This window comes from Streptomyces sp. NPDC041814, assembly GCF_055590565.1.
This window is the reverse complement of the sequence record NZ_JBVJAM010000001.1, coordinates 898,749-923,793: the sequence shown is the minus strand read 5'-3', so window position 1 is coordinate 923,793 and position 25,045 is coordinate 898,749. Positions and strand designations below refer to the sequence as shown.

Below are 25,045 nucleotides of genomic sequence, written 5' to 3'. Positions count from 1 at the left end.
GAGGCGGAGTCATGAACGAGACGCTGGTGACGCTGGTGGGGAACGCGGCGACGGCGGTGGAGTTCCGGGAGACGGCGACCGGGGGCATGGCCCGGTTCAGGTTCGCGGTGACGCCCCGGCGGTGGGACCGGGCCAAGGAGGCCTGGGCCGACGGGCACACGAGCTTCTACACCGTGTGGGCGTGGCGCACGCTGGCCGCGAATCTGACGGGCTCGGTCGCGGTGGGGGAGCCACTGGTGGTGCACGGCAGGCTCAAGGTGCGCGAGGAGGAGTTGGAGGGGCAGCGCCGGACCTTCGTGGACATCGAGGCGGTGGCGGTGGGCCACGATCTGACCCGGGGCACGGCGGCCTTCCGCCGGGTGGTCAGGGGCGAGCCGGGGCTGACATCGAGGTACGGTCCGGCGCCGGTGGCGGCGGGGGCCGATCCATGGGCGGTGCGGGAGGCGCCGGAACGGCCGGGCGGGGAGCCGGTGGGCGAGGACGGACCGGCGGGCGGTGCGGAGCCGTCGGAGGAGGCGCCGGTGCGGGAGCGGACGGCGACGCGGCGGCGGACGGTGCGTCAGAAGACCGGTGCGGCGCCCCGGAAGCCCGACTCCGATCTGGTCACCGCGTGAGGACCGGGTGGGCCGGGCGGGGGCGCAAGGGGGCGCGTGTTGCCCGGGATAACGATTGCGATTCGGAATGGTTGTCGGTTGGTATGACGGGGGACTGTTCATGGCCCGCTCCATAGGATCTCCCCGTACTCACAAGGCACTTGAGTAGCAGGCGGGACAATCCCCACACGCGTACCGGGCGCGAGGGTCTCGCCCGGAGGGGAAATAAGTGTTTTCTGCTTCTTCAGCGACCGCCTCGTCTTCCAAGGCGACGGTCCCGACCGCACGACGCGGGCGCATAGCCCGGCTGACCGCTTCGGCGATGGCGTCCGGCCTGGTCGTGGCCGGAGCCCTCGTCGGCGCCGGGACCGCGACGGCCGACGAGGTGCCCGCGCACCAGGGCGGGGCCACCGCCGTGCTGGACGGTCTCAAGACCTTCGACACCGCTTACGTCCACACGGACGGCAAGAAGGACAAGGTGTCCGCGGGCCTGTTCGAGATGAACGTCGACGGTGGCGGCAAGCTCAAGACGTACTGCATCGACATCCACAACCACACCCAGGACCAGGCGAAGTACCTGGAGACCCCCTGGGGCCAGACCTCGCTCGGCAGCAACAAGGACGCCGGCAAGATCCTCTGGGTCCTGCAGCACTCGTACCCCCAGGTCGACAACCTCTCGGAGCTCGCCAAGGCGGCCGGCACCGGCACGCTCACCGAGAAGACCGCGGCGGCGGGCACCCAGGTCGCGATCTGGCGGTTCTCCGACCACGTCGACGTGACCGCCCAGGACGAGCAGGCGGAGAAGCTGGCGGACTGGCTGCAGGAGTCCGCCACCGACATCGCCGAGCCGAAGGCGTCCCTGGCGCTCGACCCGGTCGCGGTCTCCGGCCGCTCCGGTGAGCGCCTCGGCCCGGTGACCGTCCGCACCAACGCCGGCCAGGCCACGGTGACCCCGCCGGCGGACCTCGCCAGCGGCGTGAAGGTCACCGACAAGGCGGGCAAGCCCGTCACCACGGCGTCCGACGGGGACCAGCTCTACTTCGACGTGCCCGCCGGCTCCGAGGAGGGCACCGCCTCGCTGACCGTCCAGGCCGCCACCTCCGTCCCGGTCGGCCGCGCCTTCGCCGGGGTCACCAAGAGCCAGACCCAGATCCTGGCCGGCTCCAGCGAGTCGACGGTCTCCGCGACCGCCACCGGCACCTGGGCCAAGAAGGGCCCGATCCCGACGGCGACCGCCGAGAAGAACTGCGACAAGGGCGGCGTCGACATCACCGTCGGCAACCAGGGCGACGAGGCGTTCACCTTCGAGCTCGACGGCAAGGAGAACACCGTCGAGGCGGGCAAGACCGTCACCGTCACCGTGCCCGTCGCCGAGGACCAGGCGTACGACATCACGGTCACCGGCCCGAACGGCTTCTCCAAGACCTTCAAGGGCGTCCTGGACTGCAAGACCACCAGCAGCGGCACCGGCGGCAGCAGCACCGGTGGCACCGACACCCAGACCGGTGGCGACACGCCCACGACGACCACGGCCACGGCCGGCGGCAACACGGGCGGCGACGACACCAACCTCGCCGAGACCGGCAGCTCCAGCGCCACCCCGATGATCGCGGGCATCGCCATCGCCCTGGTCGTCGTCGGCGGCGGCGCGGTCGTGCTCCTGCGCCGCAAGGGCCGCACCGCCAGTGAGTGACCAGCGGTAGCACTCCGTCACACGCACTGATCAAGGCCCCGGCGGGCTTCGGCCCGCCGGGGCTTTGGCGTACCCCCGCCGCACCGCCCCGCCGGGCCCGCGCGCACCGCCCCGCCGGGCCCGCACGTACCGCGACCCGGGACCGTGCGTATCGCGCACCGGACCGGTTTCCGTCAAGAGGCGGCCGTCAGGCAAGATGGGGTGTATCTGCCCACACATCGATTGCCGGACGGTTTCTCTTGGCTGAGTTCATCTACACCATGCGCAAGACGCGCAAGGCGCACGGCGACAAGGTGATCCTCGATGACGTCACCCTGAACTTCCTGCCCGGCGCGAAGATCGGTGTCGTGGGGCCCAACGGTGCCGGTAAGTCCACGGTGCTGAAGATCATGGCGGGCCTGGAGCAGCCGTCCAACGGTGACGCGTTCCTGTCGCCCGGCTTCAGCGTCGGCATCCTCATGCAGGAGCCGGAGCTCGACGAGAACAAGACGGTCCTGGAGAACGTGCAGGACGGCGCCGCCGAGGTCATGGGCAAGCTCAAGCGCTTCAACGAGGTCGCCGAGCTGATGGCGACCGACTACTCGGACGCGCTCATGGACGAGATGGGCAAGCTCCAGGAGGACCTGGACCACGCCAACGCGTGGGACCTGGACGCCCAGCTGGAGCAGGCCATGGACGCCCTGGGCTGCCCGCCCGGCGACTGGCCCGTCGTCAACCTCTCCGGTGGCGAGAAGCGCCGCGTCGCGCTCTGCAAGCTCCTCATCGAGGCGCCCGACCTGCTGCTCCTCGACGAGCCCACCAACCACCTCGACGCCGAGTCGGTGAACTGGCTGGAGCAGCACCTCTCCAAGTACGCGGGCGCCGTCGTGGCCGTCACCCACGACCGCTACTTCCTGAACAACGTCGCCGAGTGGATCCTCGAACTGGACCGCGGCCGCGCGCTCCCGTACGAGGGCAACTACTCCACGTACCTCGACAAGAAGGCCGCCCGCCTCAAGGTCGAGGGCCGCAAGGACGAGAAGCGCCAGAAGCGGCTCAAGGAAGAGCTGGAGTGGGTGCGGTCGAACGCCAAGGGGCGTCAGACCAAGTCCAAGGCCCGCCTCGCCCGTTACGAGGAGATGGCCGCCGAGGCGGACAAGATGCGGAAGCTGGACTTCGAGGAGATCCAGATCCCGCCGGGGCCGCGGCTCGGTTCCATCGTCGTCGAGGTCGAGAACCTCTCGAAGGCCTTCGGCGACAAGGTCCTCATCGACGACCTGTCGTTCACGCTGCCGCGCAACGGCATCGTCGGCGTCATCGGTCCGAACGGCGCGGGCAAGACCACGCTGTTCAAGATGATCCAGGGCCTGGAGACGCCGGACAGCGGCTCCATCAAGGTCGGCGACACGGTCAAGATCAGCTACGTCGACCAGTCCCGCGCCAACATCGACCCGAAGAAGACCCTCTGGGCCGTCGTCTCGGACGAGCTGGACTACATCAACGTCGGCCAGGTCGAGATGCCTTCGCGGGCGTACGTCTCCGCGTTCGGCTTCAAGGGCCCGGACCAGCAGAAGCCGGCCGGTGTCCTCTCCGGTGGTGAGCGCAACCGCCTCAACCTGGCGCTGACGCTCAAGGAGGGCGGCAACCTGCTGCTCCTCGACGAGCCCACCAACGACCTCGACGTCGAGACCCTGTCCTCGCTGGAGAACGCCCTGCTGGAGTTCCCGGGCGCGGCTGTGGTCATCTCCCACGACCGCTGGTTCCTGGACCGCGTCGCCACGCACATCCTGGCGTACGAGGGCGACTCCAAGTGGTACTGGTTCGAGGGCAACTTCGAGTCGTACGAGAAGAACAAGATCGACCGGCTCGGCGCAGACGCGGCCCGCCCGCACCGCGCCACGTACAAGAAGCTCACGCGAGGCTGATCGTCTTGGCTCGTCACATCTACAGCTGCCCGCTGCGCTGGTCGGACATGGACGCCTTCGGCCACGTCAACAACGTGGTCTTCCTCCGCTATCTGGAGGAGGCGCGCATCGACTTCATGTTCCGGCTGGCGCCCGGGGACGGTTCGCCGTCCTTCGCGGGCGGCTCCGTCGTGGCGCGGCACGAGATCGACTACGTGCGGCCCCTGGTCCACCGGCACCGGCCGGTGACCGTCGAGTCCTGGGTCACGAAGATAGGCGCCGCGTCCCTGACGATCGCCTACGAGATCAAGGACCCGGACCAGGTCTACGTGCGCGCCTCGACCGTCGTCGTTCCGTACAACCTGGCCGAGGAGCGCCCCCGGCGCATCTCCCCGGAGGAGAAGCTGTTCCTCCAGGAGTACCTGGCCGAGGAGCCCGCCGCGGTATGACCGTGTCCGTACAGCCGCTGCGGTTCGCCGACGCGAGGGAGGCCGCCGATCTCGGCGCCTTCCTCGGGCGGCTGCTCCACTACGACCGCGCCGCCGCCGTACGCCTCCAGGCGGGCGGCGGCGCGCTCGCCGTGTTCGGCAGGCCCCCGTCCTTCGACGTGCTGGCGATCCGCACGGCCCGGCTCGCCCACGCGCACGACTTCGACGTCACCGTGTCGGCCGGCGACCTCCTGGAGGCCCTGCCGGACCAGGGGCGGGACGACGACGCCGCCTTGCCCGCGCCGGTCACCGGACCGCCCTGGGCCGGCGTCCTCCCGCCGCGCGGCGGCTGGCGGGAGCGGTCCGGCCTGCCGGGACCCGTCGCCCTGCGCGCCGCGCTCACCGCGGCCGTCAGCGAATTCCGGGGCCGCGACGAGGCCCTGCCCGAGGACCGGCGCACCCGCGCCGAGCGGGACCGCATCGGCCACGACATCTGGTCGCGCACCCTCGCCGACACCGAACTCCCGCTGCGCGCGGTCCACGCCGCGCAGTCCCTCGGCTTCCTGCGCGCCGACCCCGACTTCCCGGTCGCCCTCCTGAGCGCCGGCAGCTGGCTGCGCCTGCGCACCCCGTACGGCTCCGTCGCCCTGCGCCGGGCCGGAGCGGCGGGCGGCCTGGGGAACCTCGCGGTCTCCGTGAACGGCTGAGCAGCGCGCCTTACGTCGTAAAGCCCCGCTCACCACCGCATCCGGACGTCCTCCGCCCACCCCAGCAGCCGCTCCACCGCGATCCGCGTCCCGTCGTCCGCGCGCACCGTGCCGTCGTAGTGGCCGAACAGCTGGTCCGTGCGATTGGCCAGCACCCCCGCCTCGGTGCGGACGCGGCGGTTGTGGAACGGGGTGAACGTCAGGTCGACCTGCCCGGTCAGCGGGGTGCGGATCGTCCACGGCCGGAGCGGTTCCGAGGCGGACCAGCGCCAGTCCAGCTCCTCGCCGATCTTGCTGAGCCGGCCGTCCACGCAGAGCGCGTTCTCCGTGGAGCCGGTGCCCAGCGTCCACTGCCCGCCGAGCTGGACGCCCAGGGTGTGCCCGTCGGTGCGGCCGGACGCGGCGCCCCAGTTCCAGCGCACCGAACGCGGCCAGCGGCCCCGGCCGTGGTCCAGGACGGCCCAGGTGTCGTCCCCGTCGAAGTCCAGGAACTCCCCGCCCACCCTGACCCGGCCGGACGCGGGCAGCGCGGTCTGCTTGGAGGTGTACTGGAAGCGGCGGCTGTTCCACGGCACGACGACGGAGAGCGATTCATGGTCCGTCGGCCGGGCGACCAGGAGATCGACCTCCACCGGGACCCGCTCCGGGGTCAGGCAGCGGGCCCGCAGCCGGGTGCCCCCGGGCTCGTCGCGGATCTCCACGCGCACCTTGCCGCCCGTGGGACGCGCCGGGCCCGTCACCACGGCCGGGGCTCCGGGGGAGCCGGCCACCATGTCGGGGAGGCGGGCGCCGAGACCGGCGGGGAGGATCGCCGTACGTTCGAACTCAAGGCCGCCGGGTGCGTACTCCAGCAGGTAGACGCTGTTCAGGGCGAGGAAGTCCAGATCGCTGACGGTCAGCGCCACCAGATGGGTGGGCGTGGTCACGCACCAGTACTCCCACCGCTTCGTCCGGCCCCAGCCGCGCAGCCGGGTGCGGTGCAGCGGGGTCCGCGACCAGCCGACCGCCGCCGGGTCGAGGCGGCCGTCGGGCAGGCACAGGTCGACCGGCTCGGTGATCTCGCGTTCGAACGTCGTCATGGCCGGATCCTAACGGCCGGTCACACGGCCTTCCGGGGCCGGTCACCCGCCCTTCGGGCCGTCCGGCCACACCCCGATGTGGTCCTGCTCCAGCTCCAGCATCACCCGGTGCTCCATGCCCAGCGCCTCGGTGTAGTCGGCGGGCAGTTGCAGCCGTCCGGCGCGGTCGAGCATTGCGTACTCGCGGGCGACCTGGGACTCCTGGCCGGTCGCCGCGTCGACCTCGGTGCGGCGCAGCACCTCGAAGGACGTGCGGCCGTCGCGGATCGCGACCGTACGCCGCACCTCACTGGCCACCGCCTGGTCATGGGTGACGATCACGATGGTCGTGCCCAGTTCCTCGTTGGCGCGGCGGAACGCGGCGAAGACCTGCTCGCCGGTGGCCGAGTCGAGTTCGCCGGTCGGCTCGTCGGCGAGCAGCACCGAGGGGGAGTTGGCGAGCGAGACGGCGATGGCCACCCGCTGCTGCTGGCCGCCCGACATCTGCTGCGGGCGCCGGTCGCGGCAGTCCTCGACCTCCAGCATCTTCAGCAACGCCTCGGCGCGCGCCGCCCGTTCCCGGCCGCGGCCCCGGCCGCGCAGCTGCATGGGCAGGGTGACGTTCTGGATCGCCGTGAGATACGGCAGCAGGTTGCGGGCGGTCTGCTGCCAGACGAAGCCGACCACGTCCCGGCGGTAGCGGAGGCGTTCCTTCGGGCCCATGGACAGCAGGTCGCAGCCCGCGACCTTCGCCGCCCCGGCCGTCGGCTCGTCCAGGCCCGCCAGGATGTTCATCAGCGTCGACTTGCCGCTGCCGGACGCGCCGACCAGCGCCAGCAGCTCGCCCTCCTCCACCAGCAGATCGAGGCCCTGGAGGGCCTGCACCTCCACCCCGTCCGTGGTGAAGATGCGCACCAGCCGGTCGCAGGCGATCAGCGCGTCATGGCCGTAGGAGGGCCGGTCGCGCCGGGCGGCGGCCCGCTGTTCGAGTTCCGCCAGCGTGGAATCGGTCGACGGCGTCGTCATCGGGAGTCTCCTGCCCTGAGTTCGGTGATCGATCCGCGGCGACCGGCCCACCACGCCTGCACACCGGCCACCGCGCCGGTCAGCACGATGACACCGAGCGCCGGGAGGACCAGCGACCACGGATCGGTGCGCAGCGGTGCGGTGTCCAGCGGGCCGGTACCGGGGCCGGACGAGAGTGCCAGGCGTACGAGGTCGACCCCCGGGGCCAGCAGCGCGATGGTCGCCCAGCCGACGAGGAGCCCGCCGACGGCGGCGAGCAGCGCCTGCGGCAGGGCCTCGAAGCCCAGGAGCCGCCCGCCCTGCCGGGAGGTCAGGCCCATGGTGCGCAGCCGGGCCAGCAGCGTGGTGCGCTCCGGCGCGGTCTGGAGGAGCGACAGCAGCACGGCGAGCAGCGCGTATCCGGCACCGGCGATGATCGCCGCCAGGTAGATCCGCTCCGCCCCGGACTGCATCGGGGTGTCGACGTACGTGGCCCGCTCCTCGGAGCGCAGCCGCACGGTGACCTTCTCGCCCGCGTGCCGGGCCGCCGCGCGCAGTTCCTTCGCGTCCAGCCCCGATCCGGTCAGCAGCAGCGCCGTGGTCTGCCGGTGGGTGAACGCGGCGGCGTCCACGACGATGAAGGAGCTGCCGTCCACGGCGGGCGTACGCGTGACCGTGGCGGCGGCCCTCACCTTGAAGGTGCCGGCCAGCGAGCGGAGGCCGAGCGGCCGGTCGCCGAGGCGTTCGGCGACGGACGGCGAGACCAGGGCGGGCACGACGCGGTTCTCGTCCGGCGGCGTCCCCTCGCGGACCGCCGCGCCCTTGGCCCGCAGCCGGTCCGCGGAGAACGGGCCGAGCCCGGTGGAGCGGGCCAGCGCGGCGTACGTGGCGGGGTCGACGCCGACCAGGGTCGCGCCCTTGGCGTCCTGGGTGCCGTTGTCCGCGGCCGGCAGGGGCACCCCGAACTCGACCTGGACCCGGGCCGATCCGTGTACCCCGTCGGCCCGCTCCACCGCGCGGACCAGACCGGCCGGCAGCGGTACGGAGTCGGCCTCGCCGGTGACCCGGGCGTCGGCGCCGGTGGCCAGCACGGCGGCGTCGTCGCGGGCGTCCGCGACCCCGGCCAGCACCGAACCGCCGAACGCGGCCGTGGTCAGCGCGACCAGCAGCGCGAGCAGCGGCAGGGTGCCGGCGGCCGAGGTGCGGCCGGCCCGGGCCAGCGCCAGGAAGCCGACCGCGCCGCGCAGCCGGGCCACCGAGCGCAGGGCCAGGCGCAGCGGCAGGGGGTAGAGCCGGACCAGCACCACCGCCGCGATCAGGCCGACCAGCACCGGCGCGGCGCTGACCAGCAGGTCGGTGCCGCCCTCGGCGTCCGTGCCGCGTCGGCGCAGGGCGAAGACCGCGCCCACGGCCAGGACGAGGAGGGTGAGTTCGGCGACGGTGCGCCGCCGGGACGGGCGGGCGGTCGCCAGGTCGTCCCGGCCGATGTGGGTCTGCGGGGTGCGGTGCCGCAGAGCGGTGCGCAGCGGGAGCGCGACGCAGACCAGCGCGACGACCGCCCCGGCGCCGACCGCGGCGGGCCACAGCCGTGCCTCGCCCACGGTGGCCACGGCGAGCAGCAGGCCCAGCGCCCCGGCGGGCACCGCGGTCACCGCGGTCTCGGCGAGGAGCCGGCCGCCGATGCCCCGCAGGGAGCCGCCCCGGGCCCGCAGCAGCGCGAGTTCGGCGTGCCTGCGGCTCGCCAGCAGCCCGCCCGTCATCAGCAGGACGACGACGGCCACCGCGCCGATGCCGACGGCGGCGACGGTGACGACCGGCTGGATCGCGGTCCGCATCCCGTCGTACCCGGTCAGGATCTCGTCCAGGTCCGTCGCCATGCTCACCGTGGCACCGGCCACGTCGCGCATGGCCAGCAGCCCCGGGCCGCCCTCCAGCGACGCCACCGAGGTCCGCAGCTCCGGCACGTCCAGCGCGGTGAGGTGCGAGACGTCCGGCGCGATCCGCCAGTACAGCTCGGGCTGCCCGGGGGTGGCGAGCAGGGCGGGCGCGGCGTCCGGGGGCAGCAGCAGCGCGGCGATCCAGTAGTAGCGGGGCGTGTCCTTGGTGGGCTTGGCCACCAGCGAGGGCGTCCGCAGCAGCGGCTCGGCCGACCAGTAGGAGCCCGACGGGTTCTTCGGGGCGACGATGCCGGTGATCCGTACGGTCAAGGTGTCCTCGCCCCGGGTGGGGACGGCGATCGTCGCACCGGCCTTGATCCGCAGGGCCTTCGCGGTCTCCTCGGTGACGGCGGCCTCCACCTCCCTGGTGGTCAGGGACACCGTGCCGTGCGTGGCCGGCCAGCTGCCGGTGCGCAGGGTGGCGTGGGAGGACAGCCCGGACGGGGTGACGTACGTCAGGGTCGGGTCCAGGCCGAAGGGGCGCGGGAACCACGGCTCCCCGGCCGCGATCGGCGTCGAGGTGCGCACCCCGTACGCCGACTCGGCGGTGTCGGCGCGCAGCGGAGCGGGGAGCCGCTTCAGGATCTGCGCGTGGGCGGCGGCCATGGTGTCCTCGCGCACCGCGGCCTCGCGTGCCGCCGGGCGCAGTTCGAGGCCGGGCTGGGGGCCCTTCAGCTCCAGCACGCTGTGCGCCGGGGTCGCCGTGCCGAGGTCGTGCCGCAGCCCCTTCGTCTCGTACGCGTCGATGGAGCGCGGGAGGGCGGCGGCGAGGAACGCGGTCACCAGCACCAGCAGCGCGAACGCGCAGGCGGCGCCGGGTGCGGTGCGCAGCCGGGTGCGCACCCAGGGGGCGGCGGCGCGGGGGGTACGGGCACTCATGTCAGTTGTCCCCCTGGGTGCGCAGCGAGGTCGCGGGGTCGGCGCGGCGCAGGGCCAGAACGGCGACGATGACGAGGGGCAGCGCGGCGACTCCGGCCAGGAGTGCGGCGACCTGCCCGGGCGGCAGCTGCACCAGGACCGGCGGCACCGGCTGGGCGGCCTGCCCGGTGAGCACGATCAACGGCACGACCGCCCGGGTCAGCAGGGCCCCGAGCAGGGCCCCGACGAGCAGCGCGATGGCGATCAGGACGCCCTGTTCGGCGGCGGTCATCCGGGCCAGCTGGCGGCGCGGGGTGCCCAGCGCGCGGAGCACGGCGAACTCGGCGGAACGTTCCCGCTGCGAGCCGACCGCGGTCACCGCGAAGCCGACCGCGGCCAGCGCGGCGGCGATCACCGCCACGGCCAGCAGGGCGGACTGCGGGCCCGCCCCCAGCGGGTCGGTGACCAGTTCGTCGGCGATCTCGTCGCGCACCTGGACCTGGACGGGGTCGGTGTCGGGCTGCGCGCGGAGCGCCGCGGCCACCTCCGCCGTCCGGCCGGGGGCAGTGCTCAGCCACCACTCCGTGGCGGTCAGCCGGGCGGTCGGGCGGGCGGCGAAGACCTCGCCGAGGGCGCGCAGGTCCAGCAGGAGCGCCCCGCCGTCCCTGGCCCGCTGGGACTCGGCCGACGCGGTGGAGGAGCCCGAGCCGGGTCCGGTGGTGGGCAGCCGGTGCACGGTCCGGGTGATCGTGACCCGGACCGTCTCGCCGGCCACGGTCACATCGGTCTTCTGACCGGGCTTCGCGCCGGTCGCCTTGAGGTACGCGTCCGTGGCCACGGCGTTCAGGGCCGGTGCCTTGGGACGGGCCGCGGTGAGCCGGACGCCGACGGTGGGGATCGCGTACGCCGCGTCCTCGGCGGTGACCGAACCGGTGGAGTAGGCGACCGCGAGGGGAGTGGCGGCCGACGCGGCCGGGCTGAGCGGCGTACCCGGCTTCGGCTCGTCGAGGAGGGCGTCCTCGGTCTTCTCGCCCTGCCAGCGGAAGCCGTCGGGGACCGGGACGGGGTGCTCGGTGCCGTCGGCGGCGGTGGTCCGCAGCGCGTTCACGGTCAGGCGGTGCGATTCCGCGCGGTCCACGGGCTGCTTGCCGCTCAGTTCGATGCCGGTGACGGCGAACCCGCCGGCGGGCGCGACGGCGACGGAGAGCGGGTGCGCCTTGCCGTCGGCCGGGACGGACCCGGCGACGACCTGGTAGGGCAGCCCGTAGCGGTCCTCCAGGAGGACGGAGACCCGGGCGGTCATGCCGGACGGCGAGGCCTTGCCGGGGGCGTCGTCGGCGGATATCCGTACGTCGAAGTGGAGGCGGGTGCTGTGCTCCGGCAGCGGCAGCCCGGCGCGGGCCGCCTTCGGCGGGGTCAGGGTGTCGAACAGGCCCGCCACCTGGCCGTCCCCGAGGTCGTCGCGCATCAGCATCCGCTCGTCGGCGTGCGCGGTGTCCAGGGCGAGGATCTCGGCGGTGCGCTCGCCGGAGAGGCTCACCGTCGTACGGTAGGCGGGCGCCGCCTGGCGTACCCCCGGCAGCTGCCCGTACGCGGGTGCCTTCGCCGGGTCCGCGTTGATGCCCGCGGTCATGCGCACCGAGGCGCCGGACCTGAAGTCGGCCTGGTCGCTCTGCGAACGGTTCCACGAAGCGCTCTGCCCGATCGCCAGCATGCCCATCGCCACCGAGAGGACCAGCAGCAGCACGGGCCCGGCGCCCCGCAGCGGCCGGCGGCTGAACTGCCAACCCGCCAGCGCGGTCGCCAGCCCCCGCCCGCCGGAAGCGCGCCGCTCCGCGAGCCTGGCGGCGGGCGGCAGCAGACGCAGCGTCAGTACGGTGCCGGCGAGCAGGGCCAGCGCGGGCGCGGCCACCAGCAGCGGGTCGATGCCGAGCCCGCCCGCCCGGTCCCCGCTGAGCGCGCCGCTCCCCGAGCCCTTCGTCTGCCGGTCCAGCTGCCAGTACGCCACCGCCGCGACGAGCAGCAGCGCGAGGTCGGCGCCCGCCCGCACCGGGCCGGGCAGCGCGGCGGAACGCGTGGTGCGCCGCCCCCCGCCGCCGGCGGCCAGGGCGGGTGCCACGACGGCGAGCGCGCAGGCCAGCGCGGTGACGGCGGCGACCAGCCACACCTGCCCGGTGACTCCGGTGTCCAGGCGGAGCCCGATCCGGGACAGCTCGCTGCGGTCCGCGAGGAGCCGGGTCAGCGGGCCGGAGAGCAGGGGCGCGACGACGGCCGCCGGGAGCGCGAGGAGCAGCGCCTCCACGGACGCGAGCCAGGTGATCCGGGCCCGGGAGCCGCCGCGCGCCCGCAGCAGTTCGGTCTCGCCCGCGCGCTCGCTGCTGAGCAGCCGGGCCACGAGGAGCAGGGCGTATCCGGCGAGCAGGACCAGCTGCACGGCCACGATGGTGAGCGTCGAGCGGGAGACCAGCAGGGCGCGGTCGATCTGTTCCAGGACGGTGGGCAGGGAGGTCTGCGCGGTGGCCCCGTCCGTGAACCCGGGCTCGGCCAGCAGCTTCTTCGGCCCGGCGGTGGCCGCGTCGCGCAGCGCCGCCATCCGGTCCGTGGTGACCGAGCGGAAGTCGGCGGACGCCAGCCAGGACACCTCACCCGTGCTGGTCCGGCCCGAGCCGAGCACGGCGGGGTCGGTGAGCAGGGGACCGTACGTGGTGAAGACGACCTTGCGGACGCCGCGCCCGCCGAGCTCGTCCAGCTGCCAGTACGGGTCGGCCTGGTCGGCGGCCTTGTAGAGCCCGGTGACCACGATCTCCACCGGCCGGCCGCCCAGCCGGTCGGCGAGCTTCAGCCGGGCGCCGGGCTTCAGCGACAGGGCCTCGGCGGCCGTCGCGGGCAGGGCCACTTCGACGGGGGCGCCGCTCTTCCCCGCCCCGGCGGCGGGCATGCGTCCGGCGGTGAGGCGGACGCGGCTGCGATCCAGCGAGGCGAAGTGCGTGAGGTCGGGGTCACCGCGCCGGGCGGCCGGGTCCTGGAGGCTGCGCGGCAGCGCGTACGGGCCGGACGACTCCAGCTTCCGCACGGTCACCGGCAGTCCGTCGAAGGTCTCCCGGGCGGCCTTGCGCGCCGCCGCGTCGGCCGGCTGCCGCTCGTCCGGTTCCAGCTGCGCGGAGACCACCAGCGAGGCGGGGACGGCGGAGCGGTGGGTGAGTGTGTGGCGCAGTGCGGCGTCGCCGACGGAACCGGAGAACGCGGTGAGCGCGGCCAGGACCGAGGTGGTCAGGAGCACGGCCAGCACAGCCGCCGCGAGGAGGAGCCGGTGCGCTCTCACCCGCAGAAAGACGAACCCCGTCACTTGTCCCCCAGTCACCACTCACCGCACGCGCGCCCCCGGCGTTGTCTGGATGCTGTCAGACGGCCCGTGCCCCTGGAAACCGCTTACGGGTACAACTTGATGCATTCGTGACCGCTATGCGGCCGCGGAGTACCGGATTCCGCACGGATGTGGGCGATCGGTGACCAGTGGTCAGCCTTCGGTGTTCACCATCGAGGCGGCCGCGTAGGTGAGGTAGTCCCAGAGCTGGCGCTCGTGTTCCGGGGCGAGGCCCAGCTCGTCCAGCGCGACGCGCATGTGGTGCAGCCAGGCGTCGTGCGCGGCGCGGTCCACCCGGAACGGCGCGTGCCGCATGCGCAGCCGGGGGTGCCCGCGCCGGTCGCTGTAGGTGCGCGGTCCGCCCCAGTACTGCATGAGGAACAGCGCGAACCGCTCCTCGGCGGGCCCGAGGTCCTCCTCCGGGTACATCGGCCGCAGCAGCGGATCCTCGGCGACGCCCTGGTAGAAGCGGTGGACCAGGCGCCGGAAGGTCTCCTCGCCGCCCACCTGCTCGTAGAAGGTCGGCTCCTGCACCGTGTCGCGCGGATTCTCAGTCACCCGTCCATGGTCGCAGACGCGCGGGACGGCGGAGCGGCCGGTGAAGGGCTTCCGCCTCACCGGCCGTTCCGCCGCCCCGCGTTGCTCAGTCCCGGCGCACCGTGATCGTCGTCCACGCGCCGACGTGCACCTGGTCGCCGTCCTGGAGCGGCACGGGGACGTAGGGCTGGATCGGCTCCTCGGAGCCGTTGACCGTCGTGCCGTTGGTGGAGTTCTGGTCGACCACGGCCCAGCTGCCGTCCGGCTGCTGCACCAGCACGGCGTGCTGGTGGGAGACGCCCGGGTCCTCCGGCGGCACCGACAGGTCGATGTCCGGGGACTCGCCCGTGCTGTGCCGGCGGCGGCCGATCGTGATCTGCCCGCCGGTGAGCGCGAGCTGCTGCTCCGGCGAGTACGCGGGCAGGTTGAGCCCCGTCGCCTCGGGCCCGCTGCGCTGCATCATCGCCAGGAAGTACTCGCGGTCGGGCGCGATGAACGCGGTCCAGTTGTTGGACAGCGGCGGCTGACCGGGCCCGGGACCGTGCTGCGGACCGGGGCCGCCGTGCTGACCGGGACCGTGCTGGCCAGGGCCCTGCGGTCCGGGGCCGTGCTGACCGGGACCGTGCTGGCCAGGGCCCTGCGGTCCGGGGCCGCCGTGCTGGCCAGGACCCTGCTGGCCCGGGAACAGGGGCTGCGGGCCCGGGCCCGGCGGGGGCGCGGGCTGCGAGGGCGGCGAGAGCAGCCAGTCGTCGCCGTCGGAGCGCGGCGGGGCCGGCGGGGGCGCCGTCTGCTGCTGGAACGCGGGCGGCGCGCCCTGCTGCTGGAACGGCGGCGGCGAGCTCTGCGGGCCGCCCTGCGGACCCTGCTGGTACGGGGGCGGGGGCGGCGGCCCCTGCCGGCCCTGCGGACCGGGGCCGGGGCCCTGCGGTCCAGGACCCTGAGGGCCGGGGCCGCCCTGGCCGAACGGCGGCGGGCCGCCCTGCGGGCCCTGGCCGAAGGGCGGCTGCCCAGGGCCCTGACCCTGGTGGCCGGACTGGCCCGGGCCCGCGGACAGGGGCTCGGCGGACCGGTTCATCTGCGAGGGGCGGGAGCCCTGGTAGTCGAAGGGGTCGCGCGACTGCGGCGGGCCCGGCGGCTGCTGCGCCGGGAAGCCCGGCGGCCGGTTGCCGGCGGGGCCGGGGTCGCCCGGGGAGGTGTGCCGGGGGGCCAGCGGGGTGTAGGACGTCGCCGTGTTCGTGAGGAAGTTCCAGCGGCACTCCTCGCAGAACGGCGCCATCGCCTCACGCGGCGTGCGGCACTGCGGGCACAGCTCGGCCTGGGCGGTCGCGTCCGGGTCGTGCGGCCGGGGGTATCCGTAACCGTGAGCGGGCGGCGGGGGAGGCGGCGGGGGGACCGCACCCGCAGGCGCGCCCGCCCCGGTCATGCGGTGGCCGCAGACCTCGCACCAGTCCTCGGAACCCGACTGGTGTCCGTTCGGGCAGGTCGGCATGTCGGCGCTTCCCCCTCTCCTTCTCCGGCCCGCAGGCCGTCATGTGGCGTGCTCCGCCGCCCGGCGGACCTGAACCGGCGGGCGGCTGATCGTTGCGGATATGTGGTTATTTCTTGACGCGGACCGTCTTCGTGGAGCGCGTTTCGAGAGTCATCTCGTCCGCTTCCGCGACCTTCGCCTTCAGTCGCACAGTACCCGTCGCCGCATCGACCACGTCTACCACCTTCGAAAGCAGTTTCGCAGTGTCCTCGTTCCCGGACGCCGATGCCAACTGCACCGCCCGGCCCAGTTTGGCCGTCGCGCCGTCGAAGTCTCCCGACTTGCGGGCATCGAGCCCCTGCTGGATGACTTGTGCCAGTTCGGCCTGGCCCGTGTAGTGCGCCACCTGCGGATTGATCGAGGTCGACGCCACCATGTCGTCCGTCCACACCGCCCGCACCAGCCCCTGCGAGAGCGTCTGCGGCGCCCCGCCCGACGGGTCGGGAAGGATCAGCGACACCCGGGCGGCGAGCATCTCCTGCCCGATGCCGGCCTCCGGCACCCGGACACAGACGTGGTAGTCGCGGGACTCGTCGCCCCAGGAACCGGTCGGGTAGTCCCCGGCGCGGGGGCCCGCCTCGGTGCGGCGGCCGGTCAGGTCGGCGACCGTCGGCGCCACCTGCTTCACGAACTGGATCTCCACGCCGACCGGGGTCCACAGCCGCAGCGCCACGTCCGCGACCTCCTTGCCCATGGCGTTCTCCATCATCCGCGTGAAGTCCGCCGCGAGCCCGGCCGGGTCGGCGACGATGTCGGCCGTGCCGAGGAGGGCGGAGGAGATCGCTGTGACCTCTTTCACCTCCCAGTCGGTGCCGACCCCGCGGGCGTCACAGGTGAACCGGCCCGCACAGGCGTCGAGCGCCGCGCGCAGGTCCTCGGGCGACTCGTGCTCGTTGCGCCCGTCGGTGAGCAGGATGCCGTGCCGGATGTCCACGTCCGCCGCGCCGAGCAGCCGGTCGGCCAGCCGCAGCCAGGTCCCGATCGCCGTACCGCCGCCCGCGCTCAGCCGGCGCAGGGCCCCCTTGGCCTCGGCCCGCGTCCGCGGGTCGGCGACCGCGAGCCGGCCGTTGCCCGGATAGATCTCCTTGGCCACGTGCGTCCCGGCGACCACGGCGAACGAGGTGCCGTCGCGCAGGGTGTCCACGGCCGCCGCCGTCGCGTCGCGGGCGTTGCGCATCTTGGTCGGCGGGTAGTCCATCGAACCCGAGCAGTCCACCATGATCACGACAGCGGCCCCGGCGGTCCGCCCCGGCAGCGGCACGCCCCCGGTGGTGCCGCCCCCGGTCGAGGTGACCGTGATGATGCCGTTCACCTCGCGGCCGCCCTCGGGCAGGAACTCGTTCTGGTACACCTCGACGGAGAACTGCGGCACGTTCGACTTGGAGAAGTTGGCCATCTGATCGGCTCCTTGAGGCCCCACGTGTCGGATGGAGCCAGAGGTACGGACAAAGGCGTAGGAGGGCGGAAAACCGCCCAGGCATCAGGCGGAGCCTGCCCCTTGGGGCGACACGGCGAACGGCAGCAGGGCCACTGTTACGTTGTCGTGGCCGCCGCCGTCCAGGGCGTGGCCGACCAGGGCCTGGGCGCCCCGCAGCGGGCGGGCGTAAGCGTCCTCCGGCACCGCGGCGGCCATCTCGGCGGCGGACTCCGCGTAGTTCCAGAGGCCGTCCGTGCAGACCACCACGACGCCCGGCCGGTCCGGTTTGAACGAGGCGGTGTGCGGCTCCAGTTCGTACGCGTCCGCGCCGAGCCAGCCCGTGATGGCGTGGGCGCGCTCGTCCGCGTACGCCTCCGCCTCGTTCATCAGGCCGGTCGCCACCATCTGCGCGGCCCACGAGTCGTCCTCGGTGAGCCGGGCGGGCGCGGCCGAACGGTCCGCGGGCACCCAGTACACGCGGCTGTCGCCGACCCAGCCGACGACGAGCAGCCCGCTCGCCATGACCGCGCCGACCAGGGTGCACGCCGGGGCGTTCTGGTGGCGGTGCGGATCGCGCTCCGGGCCCGCGGGCTCCTGGGCCAGCCGGTTGACCGACTCCGAGGCCGCCACGATCGCCTCGTGCATCGCCTGCTGCGGGTGCGTGCCGCGCGGCAGCGACGCCAGCAGGGACTCGTTGGCCGCGATCGCCGCCGCCGCCGACGCCTCGTCCGGCCGGCTGGCCGACGACACCCCGTCGCAGACGATCGCCACGACGGCCGCCGAACCGTCCGGCAGGGCCGTCGTGGACACCGCGAACGAGTCCTCGTTGCGGTGGTGGCGCAGCCCCCGGTCGCTCACCGCGGCGACCGCGCCGAGCTCCTGCTCCATGTGGTCGCGCTCGCGCGGCTGCGCGTGGCCGCAGTTCTCGCAGTAGCCGTCGCCGTCGACCCGCCCGGCCCGGCACGCCACGCACACCTTGCCGCCGGCCGCCGGGGGAGCGGCGGGCGCGGCGGCCCGAGGCGGCTCCGGGACCGTACGGGGATCGGGCGCCGCACCCGGGGCGGCCAGCTCGAAGTCGCCGGAGGCGCCGGGCCCGTCGTGACGGACCCCCGGGGCCGTCGCCGCTCCCGGGGTGGCGATGGCGACCGTCGGACGGTCGCGGGGCGGCTCCGGCACGGCCGACAGGTCGTACCCGCAGGCGCCGCAGAACAGGTCGCCCCGCTCCAGCGGCTCCTCGCAGCCGGGGCACCTCGGCAAGGCGTTCTCCTGGTGGTTCTGCGACATGTTCACACCCACGTTCGGGGGCGGAAGCGGTTGGCCCGCTCCACCAGTTCGATCCTCTCGGCCCCGGGCTCCGCGAGCCGGGCGAGCATCCGGTACGCACGCTCCAGGCCGAACCGCAGTCCGCGCTCGTCCAGCTCGCTGCCGAGCAGCGTCCCCGGGCCGTGCGGCCCGGCCGGCTGCGGGCCCGAAGGGCTACCGGAGAGTACCCAGTCCAGCGCCGTACCCAGCACCTCGGCCGAGAGGCGCTCCCGCCGGACCGCGTCGAGCCCCAGCCCCGACAGGGCCGACACCTGGGCCGAAGCGGCCGTCAGGTCCGCCATCAGCGGCTCGTCCGGGGCCCGTTCACGCAGCCGGGCCCGGACGGCGGCGACCCGGGCCGCCGTGTAGTGGATCGACGCCTCCGGCACCGACTCCAGAGTCCGGACCGCCGCACTCCGGTCACCGGCCGCGATCTGCACCCGGGCCAGACCGAAGGCCGCGCTCACGAAGCTCGGGTCGGTCAGCCACACCAGCCGGTAGTACTCGGCGGCGTTGTCCAGCTGCCCGAGGACCTCCGCGCAGATGCCCAGAGCCAGCTTCGGCGCGGGCTCCCCGGGGAACGCGTCGTACACCGCGTCGAACGACAGCGCGGCGTTCTCCTTGTCGCCGGCCACCAGCGAGGTGAGGCCCCGGTACCAGACGACGCGCCAGTCGTCGGCGTGCTGCCCCTCCAGCGCGGCCAGGGTCTTCGCGGCGGCGCCGAGGTCGCCCATCTCCAGGTAGGCGCGCAGCTCCCGCAGCCTGGTCTCCAGCGATGCGGCGGGCACCGCCTGCAACGCGGCGATCAGCTCGGCGGGCGCCGAGGCCATCACCCCGGCCAGGAACCCGGCGTTCGGGTCGCTCGCGTCGACCCGCGGCACGGGCAGCGCGAGCGAGGTCCCCCGCACGTCGAGCCCGGCCAGGCGGGGCGCTCCGGAGCCCGTCGGCACCGGAGCGGCACCGGGGGAGGGGACCGGGCTGCGCGGAGCGGGGACGCTCGCGGCGGGCGCGTACGGCAGCGGGCCCGGGCCGGTGCCCGCCCCGCCCGGCGTACGGACGTGGGTGGCGGCCGAGGGCACCGGCGCCGCGCCCGTGGGCGAGGCGGGAGGCGGTCCGGCGGGCAGCGCCCCCGGTATCCCCCCGGGCGGGGTCGCGGCGGCGGGTGCCGGGGCGCCCGTCCCGCTCCGGCGGCGGCCGAAGCGGCCCCCGGACCCGGCGGCGGTCCGCGCCCCCAGGCGCGACACCTCGCCCGCCGCGTCCGCGAACAGCTCCGTGTCGGTGACCCGCAGCTCCGCCCCGAACAGCGTGGACAGCGCCGGGCGCGGGCGCCCCGACTGGAGCGAGACCACCTCGCGCAGCACGCCCGTCAGCTGCTCGGCCATCTCCGCCGCCGAGGCGAACCGGCGGGCCGGGTCCGGGTCGGTGGCGCGCACCAGGAGCCGGTAGAACGACTCGTAGCTCCGGAACACCTCGATGTTGTCCGGGTCCGGCAGCGAGTCCACGAAGACGTTCGTGTACCCCTGGAAGTCGAAGGTGAGCACCGCCAGCGTGCGGGCCACCGTGTACAGGTCGGAGGCGACCGACGGGCCGACCTCCGCGACCTCGGGCGCCTGGTAGCCGACGGTGCCGTAGATCGCCGACTCCTCGTCGTCCATCCGGCGGACCGCGCCCATGTCGATCAGCTTCAGCTGGTCCTCGGTCTGGATCGCGTTGTCGACCTTGAAGTCGCAGTACAGCAGGTTGCGGCTGTGCAGATGGCCCAGTGCCTCCAGGGCCTCGATGCCGAACGCGCACGCCTGCTCGACGGGCAGCGGATCACGCTTCCCGGCCGGTGTACGACGCTCGTTGGCGATCTCCTTGAGCGACTTGCCGCCGACGTACTCCATGACGATGTAGCCGTCGAGCGACCCGGTCCGCTGGTCCAGGTGCTCCACGAAGTTGTAGATGCGGACGATGTTGGAGTGCTCGATCTCCGCGAGGAACCGCCGCTCCGAGATCGCCGCCGCCATGGCGTCCTGGTCACCCGTGTCGAGCAGGCCCTTGAGCACCACCCAGCGGTCCGACACCGCCTTGTCCACCGCGAGGTAGACCCAGCCGAGCCCGCCGTGCGCCAGACAGCCCGCGACCTCGTACTGCCCGTGGACGACGTCGCCCGCCTCCAGCTTCGGCACGAAGGAGTACGGGTGGCCGCACTTGGTGCAGAACCCCTCGGTGCGGCCCGGCCGGTCGCCCCGGGCCCGGCCCACCGGCGCCCCGCAGTCGGAGCGCGAGCAGAACCGCTTGCGCTCGGGCACCTCCGGGTTCGCCATGACCGCCGTACGCGGATCGGGCCGCGGCACGTCCGGCACCGTCACCAGGCCCGCGCCCAGCCGGTTGCGGCCGGAGGCGTTGGTCGACCTGGCGGAGGACCGCACCGACACCGAGTGCGAGCCGGTCCGGCCGGACAGCGACAGCGACCGCGAGAGCCGCCCCGACACCGAACGCCGCGACGTGGAGGAACGCGACGAGGACCGGGAGGAGGCCCGCGAGGAGGACTGCGAACCGCTCCGCGCCGACGCGCTGCTGGACCCCCGGCTGCCCCGCCCGCCGACCGCCACCCCGGTGGGCGGTGAACTCACCATGCCGTTCGGGGAGACGACGGGCGCCAGACCGCAGGTGTCGCAGTACAGCTCACCGCCGCCCATGTCCTCGTAACTGCCCTCGCACGCGGGGCGCTGGCACTGCGTACTCATGTCCGTTCCCCCTCTTCGCCCCGCCGCCACGACGGTTTGTCACCTCTGCCCAGCAGGTCCAGCGCCGCGTCCTGGTAGCGCTGCACCGCCTGCGCCGCCACCCGCAGATCGCACGGGGCGCTCCACAGCATCCGGCGCGCCGCGTCGTACCGCTCGATCAGGACCGGGTCCTCCGCGAGGCCGTTGCGGGCCACCTTCGCCTTGTACGCGTCGAGCCGGCCGCGCAGCTCCGCCCGGACGGCCAGCGGCGCGGTCACCGCCGTCAGTTGCTCGCGGGCCCGCAGCAACTCCTCCTCGGCCTCCCGCTCCAGGGTCTCCAGGAGCGGCGAGAGGCGGTGCCAGCGGGCGTGCCTGCGGTACTCCGACGCGGCGGCCAGCCGCTCCTGGAGCACGGTCGGCGGTCCGTTGACCACGGGCACCTCCGACGCGGCGATCTTGGCCAGCACCTCGCCGCGCGCCACCCGGGCCTCGGCCAGCGTGCGGTCGGCCCGGGACAGCACGTCGCGCAGGTGCACCAGCCGCTGTTCGGCGTCCTGCCGTACGGCGAGCACCGCCTCGACCTCGCGCCGCACCTCTTCCAGCGCCTGGGCCGCGCGGTCGTAGCGCGTCGTGTCGGGGCGCCCGCCGCCGGGCGCCGCGCTGCCTGGGCCCGGCAGCCAGAAGGCCAGCGGGTCCGAGATCACCTGCGCCCGCAGCGTGGCCAGCTCCCCGGTGATCGCCTCCAGCTCGTCGCCCGCCGGGTGCTCACCGGGCCGGACGCCCACCGAGTGCGCCAGCGAGTGGGTGCGGCGCAGTTCGGCGGCGAGGAGGTCTATGCGGGCGGGCATCGCCGACCACACCGTGTCCGAGGCCACGACCATGTCGAGGGCGCTCGCGTAGAGACCGTTCATCCGGGAGACCAGCTCCTCCAGCGTGAACCGCTCGGAGAGGCGGGCCGGGCCGGAGACGGACGGGTCGTGCCCGGCGACGGCGTGCGCCACGGTGACCCCCTGGCCGCGCAGCAGCTCGGTCAGGGCCGTCAGGTCCTCGCGGTTGGGGTGGCGGCGCCGGGCCCGCACCTCGCGGGCCCGCTCCAAGACCCCCGTGTACGCGTCGAAGTAGCTCCACAGCAGCGTGACCGACCGTTCGGTGACGGCCCACCGCTCCCTGGTGACACCGGACAGCTCGGCGCCCTCCAGGAGCCTGCGGCCCGCGTGGTCCTGGAGGGCGAGGAGCGAGGTCTCGATCGCCTCGTGCTCCGCGCCGAGCCGGGACAGCGCACGGTCGGCCTCGTCCCGGTCCATGACCGGACCGGGGGGCCGGGCCGCGTAGCTGGGGAAGGGGCCAGCGACGCCCATCGATCACTCTCCGCTCTCCCCGCCGGGCCTGGGCCCGACGGGATCAGTGCCGCCGCCCGCGGGGCGGGGCCGCCCTAGTCCCGGTACTTCGGCTCCGGTGGGGCCTGGACCCCCGGCAGGCCGTCCTGGAGCCAGGCGCGGTACGACTTCATCCAGAGGCTGTCCGCGCCGCCCGCCCGGTAGTCGACCAGGACCTTGTTGACCCGGGACACCAGGTCGTCCGCGCCCTTCTTCGTGGCCACGCCGTAGTACTCGGTGGTGAACGGGTCGCCCTTGAGCTCGACCGCCGGGTCCTGGGCGGCCTGGCCCGCGGCCAGCGCGTTGTCCGTGACGACCGCGTCGACCTCGCCCAGCTGGAGCCGCACCAGGCAGTCCAGCTGGTTGGGGACGGTCAGCCGGTCCTCGTCGGCCGCGGTGCCGTCGTGCTCGTCCTTGAAGACCGAGCCGAACGACTCCTTCTCCAGGGCGTCGTACGCCGTCGAGCCCTCGGCGGTGCAGATGCGCTTGCCGGCCAGCGTGGAGTTGAAACCGGTGATCGAGTGGTCCTCCTTCGCGGCGAGGACCTGCTGCCCTGCCTGGAAGTAGGCGGTGGAGAACGAGACCTGCTTCAGCCGGGCGCAGTTGATCGTCATCGTCCGCACGACCACGTCGACCTTGTCGTTCTCCAGTGCGGCGATGCGCTGGTTGGTCGGGATGGCCCGGAAGATCACCTTGCCGCCGTCACCGAGGATGTCCTTGGCGAGGGCCCGGACCAGGTCGATGTCGAAGCCTTCGAGGTCTCCGGTCGCCGGATTGCGGAAGCCCCACTGGAAGCTGTTCTGGTCGACGCCCGCGATGAGCTTGCCGCGCTCCTTGATCTTGCGGACCGCGTCCCCCTCCGGCTTGCCCGGCCGCAGGCTCGCCTCCGGGTCCGTGCACGCGTCGGCCTTCGCCTGGAGGGCGTGCGCCGCGCCCGGCCCCGTCACCTGCGGGCCGAAGACGTCGTCGCCCGGGTGGGAGAGGGGCAGCAGGGTCAGCGACGCGGTCAGCGCGCAGGCGGCGGCCATCGCGGTCACCCCGCCCCAGCCGCGCAGCCGGCCGAGGCCCCTCGGGTCCTTCGCTGTCATCGCTCCCCCTGTCACCGGAACTCCGAGAGCCTGCGGTTGACGCCGACGATCGCCGCGACCGCGCCCAGCACGGCCAGGATCACCGCGCCGGCCGGCAGGCCGCCCAGGGCGCCGCGGCCGTCCCGGGCGGCCCGGGTGAAGTCGTCCTGCTCGTGCGCCAGGGCGTCGCGCAGTGCGTCGTCCACCTTCTTGAAGGACTCGCCCGTGGAGTTCTCCTGGCCGATGATCTGCTCCAGGGCCGATTCGTAGTCCCCGGCGTCGTCGGTCTTGCGGGCCGTACGGTGGCGGCCCTGCCACTCCTTGACCGCCTCGGCCGCCGCGGCGACCGGCTTGCCGCCCTCGCCGTCCCCGGTCTCGTCGGCCAGCTTCGCCGCCGCGGCCAGCTCGCCGCCGAGCGCCTTCATGCCCGCCGTGTAGTCGGTCTCGTACTTGTCGTTCCTGCCGTCCGCGGTGAGCACCGCGCCCCGGGCGACCACTGTCAGGTTCTCGTCGGCGCGCGCCTTCAGCGAGTCGATGCGGGCCCGGTTGAGCACGTCCATCGGCCGCTGCCCGTGCGAATCGGCCTCGGCCAGGCCGGACCTGGCCACCGTGTGCCCGACCGCGAGCCACAGCAGCAGCACCGCCGTCGCGGCCGTCGCGGCCAGCAGGCCGTGGTTGAACACCCGGTTCGTGCGGCGGTAGTTGCGGCGCTGCGCCCAGGCCAGCACGGCCAGCGCGACGACGCCGGTGCCGAGCGCGAACAGCGGCCAGGACCGGGCGGAGCCCTGGTCGTCGCCGAGCCGGCCGGTCTCCGCCGCGTACAGCCGCTCGGCGGCGGGCAGCAGTTCGCCGGACATCGTCTGGTTCGCGTACCGCAGATAGGCGCCGCCCAGCGGCAGGCCCTGGCGGTTGTTGGCGCGGGCGCGCTCGATCAGGCCCGTGTAGCGGGGGAGCCCTTCGTTGAGCGTGGTGATCTCGCGGCCGGACGCGGTGGCCGCGTCCGTGTTCGCCGCTGCCTTCACCAGCAGGCGGGACGCCTCCTCGATGTCCTTCACATACTGCTCGTGCACCGCGCGCGGCTCCTGCGGACCGGCCAGGAAGCCGCTCGCCGCCGCCGCGTCCGCGTCCGCGAGCGAGCGGTAGATGCCCGCGGCGTCCGCGCTGAGCGGCTGGCTGCGCTCCACCACGTCGTCGGCGGAGGCGGCCCGGCCGTTGATCTGGACCGCCGTCACCGCCCCGAACGCGAGGACCAGGAGCGCGAGGACGGCCCCGATGACGCGCAGCCGTCCCGGTTCGGTGGTCGCGGCGGCACGCAACTGCCCGATCGCGGCGGCCCGGGCGCTCGGCTGCTGCGGCACGGGCGCGGGCGCCGGCACCGGTGCGGGCGCGGCCTCCGGCGCGGGCGTCTGTCCCAGCGCGCGTTGCAGCGCCTCACGCGCACTCGGCGGGTGTGTCACTCGACCTCCCCCTCGGTCACTGACGGCGGCCCGCCCCCGGCCGATCGGGGGACTGGTGCCCGGCCAGAAGTATGGCCTCAGGGACCGGTACCCACATCCAGAACGCCTGGATCGGGCACCGGAC

18 protein-coding genes are annotated in these 25,045 nt (G+C 74.1%); 6 read left to right on the top strand and 12 right to left on the bottom strand.

All coding sequences use genetic code 11. The annotated features are described in order from the left end of the window. Window positions 1-11 precede the first annotated feature (11 nt). From ACZ6C6_RS04135 to ACZ6C6_RS04115, 5 genes are all read left to right on the top strand, one after another. On the top strand, window positions 12-614 hold the full coding sequence (locus tag ACZ6C6_RS04135; protein WP_469198824.1) for a single-stranded DNA-binding protein: 603 nt from the start codon (window positions 12-14) through the stop codon (window positions 612-614). A 208-nt stretch (window positions 615-822) separates the two neighbouring features. Next, entirely contained in the window at window positions 823-2,286 is a 1,464-nt protein-coding gene (locus ACZ6C6_RS04130; protein WP_469198822.1) for a Cys-Gln thioester bond-forming surface protein, read from the top strand. Between the two features lie 239 nt (window positions 2,287-2,525). Then, window positions 2,526-4,190 (top strand): energy-dependent translational throttle protein EttA, encoded by a 1,665-nt coding sequence (gene ettA, locus ACZ6C6_RS04125; protein WP_469198820.1) that lies wholly within the window; start codon window positions 2,526-2,528, stop codon window positions 4,188-4,190. A gap of 5 nt (window positions 4,191-4,195) precedes the next feature. Further along, window positions 4,196-4,618, top strand: a complete 423-nt coding sequence (locus tag ACZ6C6_RS04120) for an acyl-CoA thioesterase (protein WP_469198818.1) — start codon at window positions 4,196-4,198, stop codon at window positions 4,616-4,618. After that, window positions 4,615-5,304, top strand: coding sequence for a DUF8010 domain-containing protein (locus ACZ6C6_RS04115; RefSeq protein WP_469198816.1), 690 nt, complete (start codon window positions 4,615-4,617; stop codon window positions 5,302-5,304). The genes ACZ6C6_RS04120 and ACZ6C6_RS04115 overlap by 4 nt, the downstream gene beginning before the upstream one ends. A gap of 29 nt (window positions 5,305-5,333) precedes the next feature. On the opposite strand, the gene ACZ6C6_RS04110 is transcribed toward ACZ6C6_RS04115, so the two are convergent. From ACZ6C6_RS04110 to ACZ6C6_RS04070, 9 genes are all read right to left on the bottom strand, one after another. After that, window positions 5,334-6,383 carry a DUF2804 domain-containing protein gene (locus ACZ6C6_RS04110; protein ID WP_469198814.1) on the bottom strand — a complete coding sequence of 350 codons (1,050 nt, stop codon included), beginning with the start codon at window positions 6,381-6,383 and terminating at the stop codon, window positions 5,334-5,336. Window positions 6,384-6,425: 42 nt separating this feature from the next. Next, on the bottom strand, window positions 6,426-7,388 hold the full coding sequence (locus ACZ6C6_RS04105; protein WP_365681493.1) for an ABC transporter ATP-binding protein: 963 nt from the start codon (window positions 7,386-7,388) through the stop codon (window positions 6,426-6,428). Further along, the gene (locus ACZ6C6_RS04100) at window positions 7,385-10,183 is read right to left on the bottom strand and encodes an FtsX-like permease family protein (RefSeq protein ID WP_469198812.1); all 2,799 of its coding nucleotides are present in this window, start codon (window positions 10,181-10,183) and stop codon (window positions 7,385-7,387) included. Before ACZ6C6_RS04100 ends, ACZ6C6_RS04105 begins: the two co-directional genes overlap by 4 nt. Before the next feature lies 1 nt (window position 10,184). Next, window positions 10,185-13,508, bottom strand: a complete 3,324-nt coding sequence (locus ACZ6C6_RS04095) for an FtsX-like permease family protein (protein WP_469198810.1) — start codon at window positions 13,506-13,508, stop codon at window positions 10,185-10,187. Between the two features lie 171 nt (window positions 13,509-13,679). After that, complete coding sequence (locus ACZ6C6_RS04090; protein ID WP_469198808.1) at window positions 13,680-14,084, bottom strand: globin; 405 nt, start codon at window positions 14,082-14,084, stop codon at window positions 13,680-13,682. A gap of 85 nt (window positions 14,085-14,169) precedes the next feature. Beyond that, a complete protein-coding gene (locus ACZ6C6_RS04085; protein WP_469198807.1) occupies window positions 14,170-15,552 on the bottom strand; it encodes an FHA domain-containing protein in 1,383 nt (460 codons plus the stop codon). Window positions 15,553-15,658: 106 nt separating this feature from the next. Continuing rightward, entirely contained in the window at window positions 15,659-16,987 is a 1,329-nt protein-coding gene (locus tag ACZ6C6_RS04080) for a vWA domain-containing protein (protein WP_469198806.1), read from the bottom strand. Window positions 16,988-17,071: 84 nt separating this feature from the next. Next, on the bottom strand, window positions 17,072-18,292 hold the full coding sequence (locus tag ACZ6C6_RS04075) for a protein phosphatase 2C domain-containing protein (protein ID WP_469198805.1): 1,221 nt from the start codon (window positions 18,290-18,292) through the stop codon (window positions 17,072-17,074). Between the two features lie 2 nt (window positions 18,293-18,294). Beyond that, window positions 18,295-20,730, bottom strand: a complete 2,436-nt coding sequence (locus ACZ6C6_RS04070; RefSeq protein WP_469198803.1) for a serine/threonine-protein kinase — start codon at window positions 20,728-20,730, stop codon at window positions 18,295-18,297. Here ACZ6C6_RS04070 and ACZ6C6_RS04065 point away from each other — a divergent pair. Beyond that, window positions 20,618-21,004, top strand: coding sequence for a hypothetical protein (locus ACZ6C6_RS04065; protein WP_469199362.1), 387 nt, complete (start codon window positions 20,618-20,620; stop codon window positions 21,002-21,004). The genes ACZ6C6_RS04070 and ACZ6C6_RS04065 overlap by 113 nt on opposite strands. Before the next feature lie 34 nt (window positions 21,005-21,038). Here the strand turns inward: ACZ6C6_RS04065 and ACZ6C6_RS04060 are convergent, their stop codons facing one another. From ACZ6C6_RS04060 to ACZ6C6_RS04050, 3 genes are all read right to left on the bottom strand, one after another. Continuing rightward, on the bottom strand, window positions 21,039-22,379 hold the full coding sequence (locus ACZ6C6_RS04060; protein ID WP_469198801.1) for a hypothetical protein: 1,341 nt from the start codon (window positions 22,377-22,379) through the stop codon (window positions 21,039-21,041). A gap of 74 nt (window positions 22,380-22,453) precedes the next feature. Further along, window positions 22,454-23,485, bottom strand: coding sequence for a glutamate ABC transporter substrate-binding protein (locus ACZ6C6_RS04055; protein WP_469198799.1), 1,032 nt, complete (start codon window positions 23,483-23,485; stop codon window positions 22,454-22,456). 11 nt (window positions 23,486-23,496) lie between these two features. After that, a complete protein-coding gene (locus ACZ6C6_RS04050) occupies window positions 23,497-24,921 on the bottom strand; it encodes a hypothetical protein (protein WP_469198797.1) in 1,425 nt (474 codons plus the stop codon). Window positions 24,922-25,045: the final 124 nt, after the last annotated feature.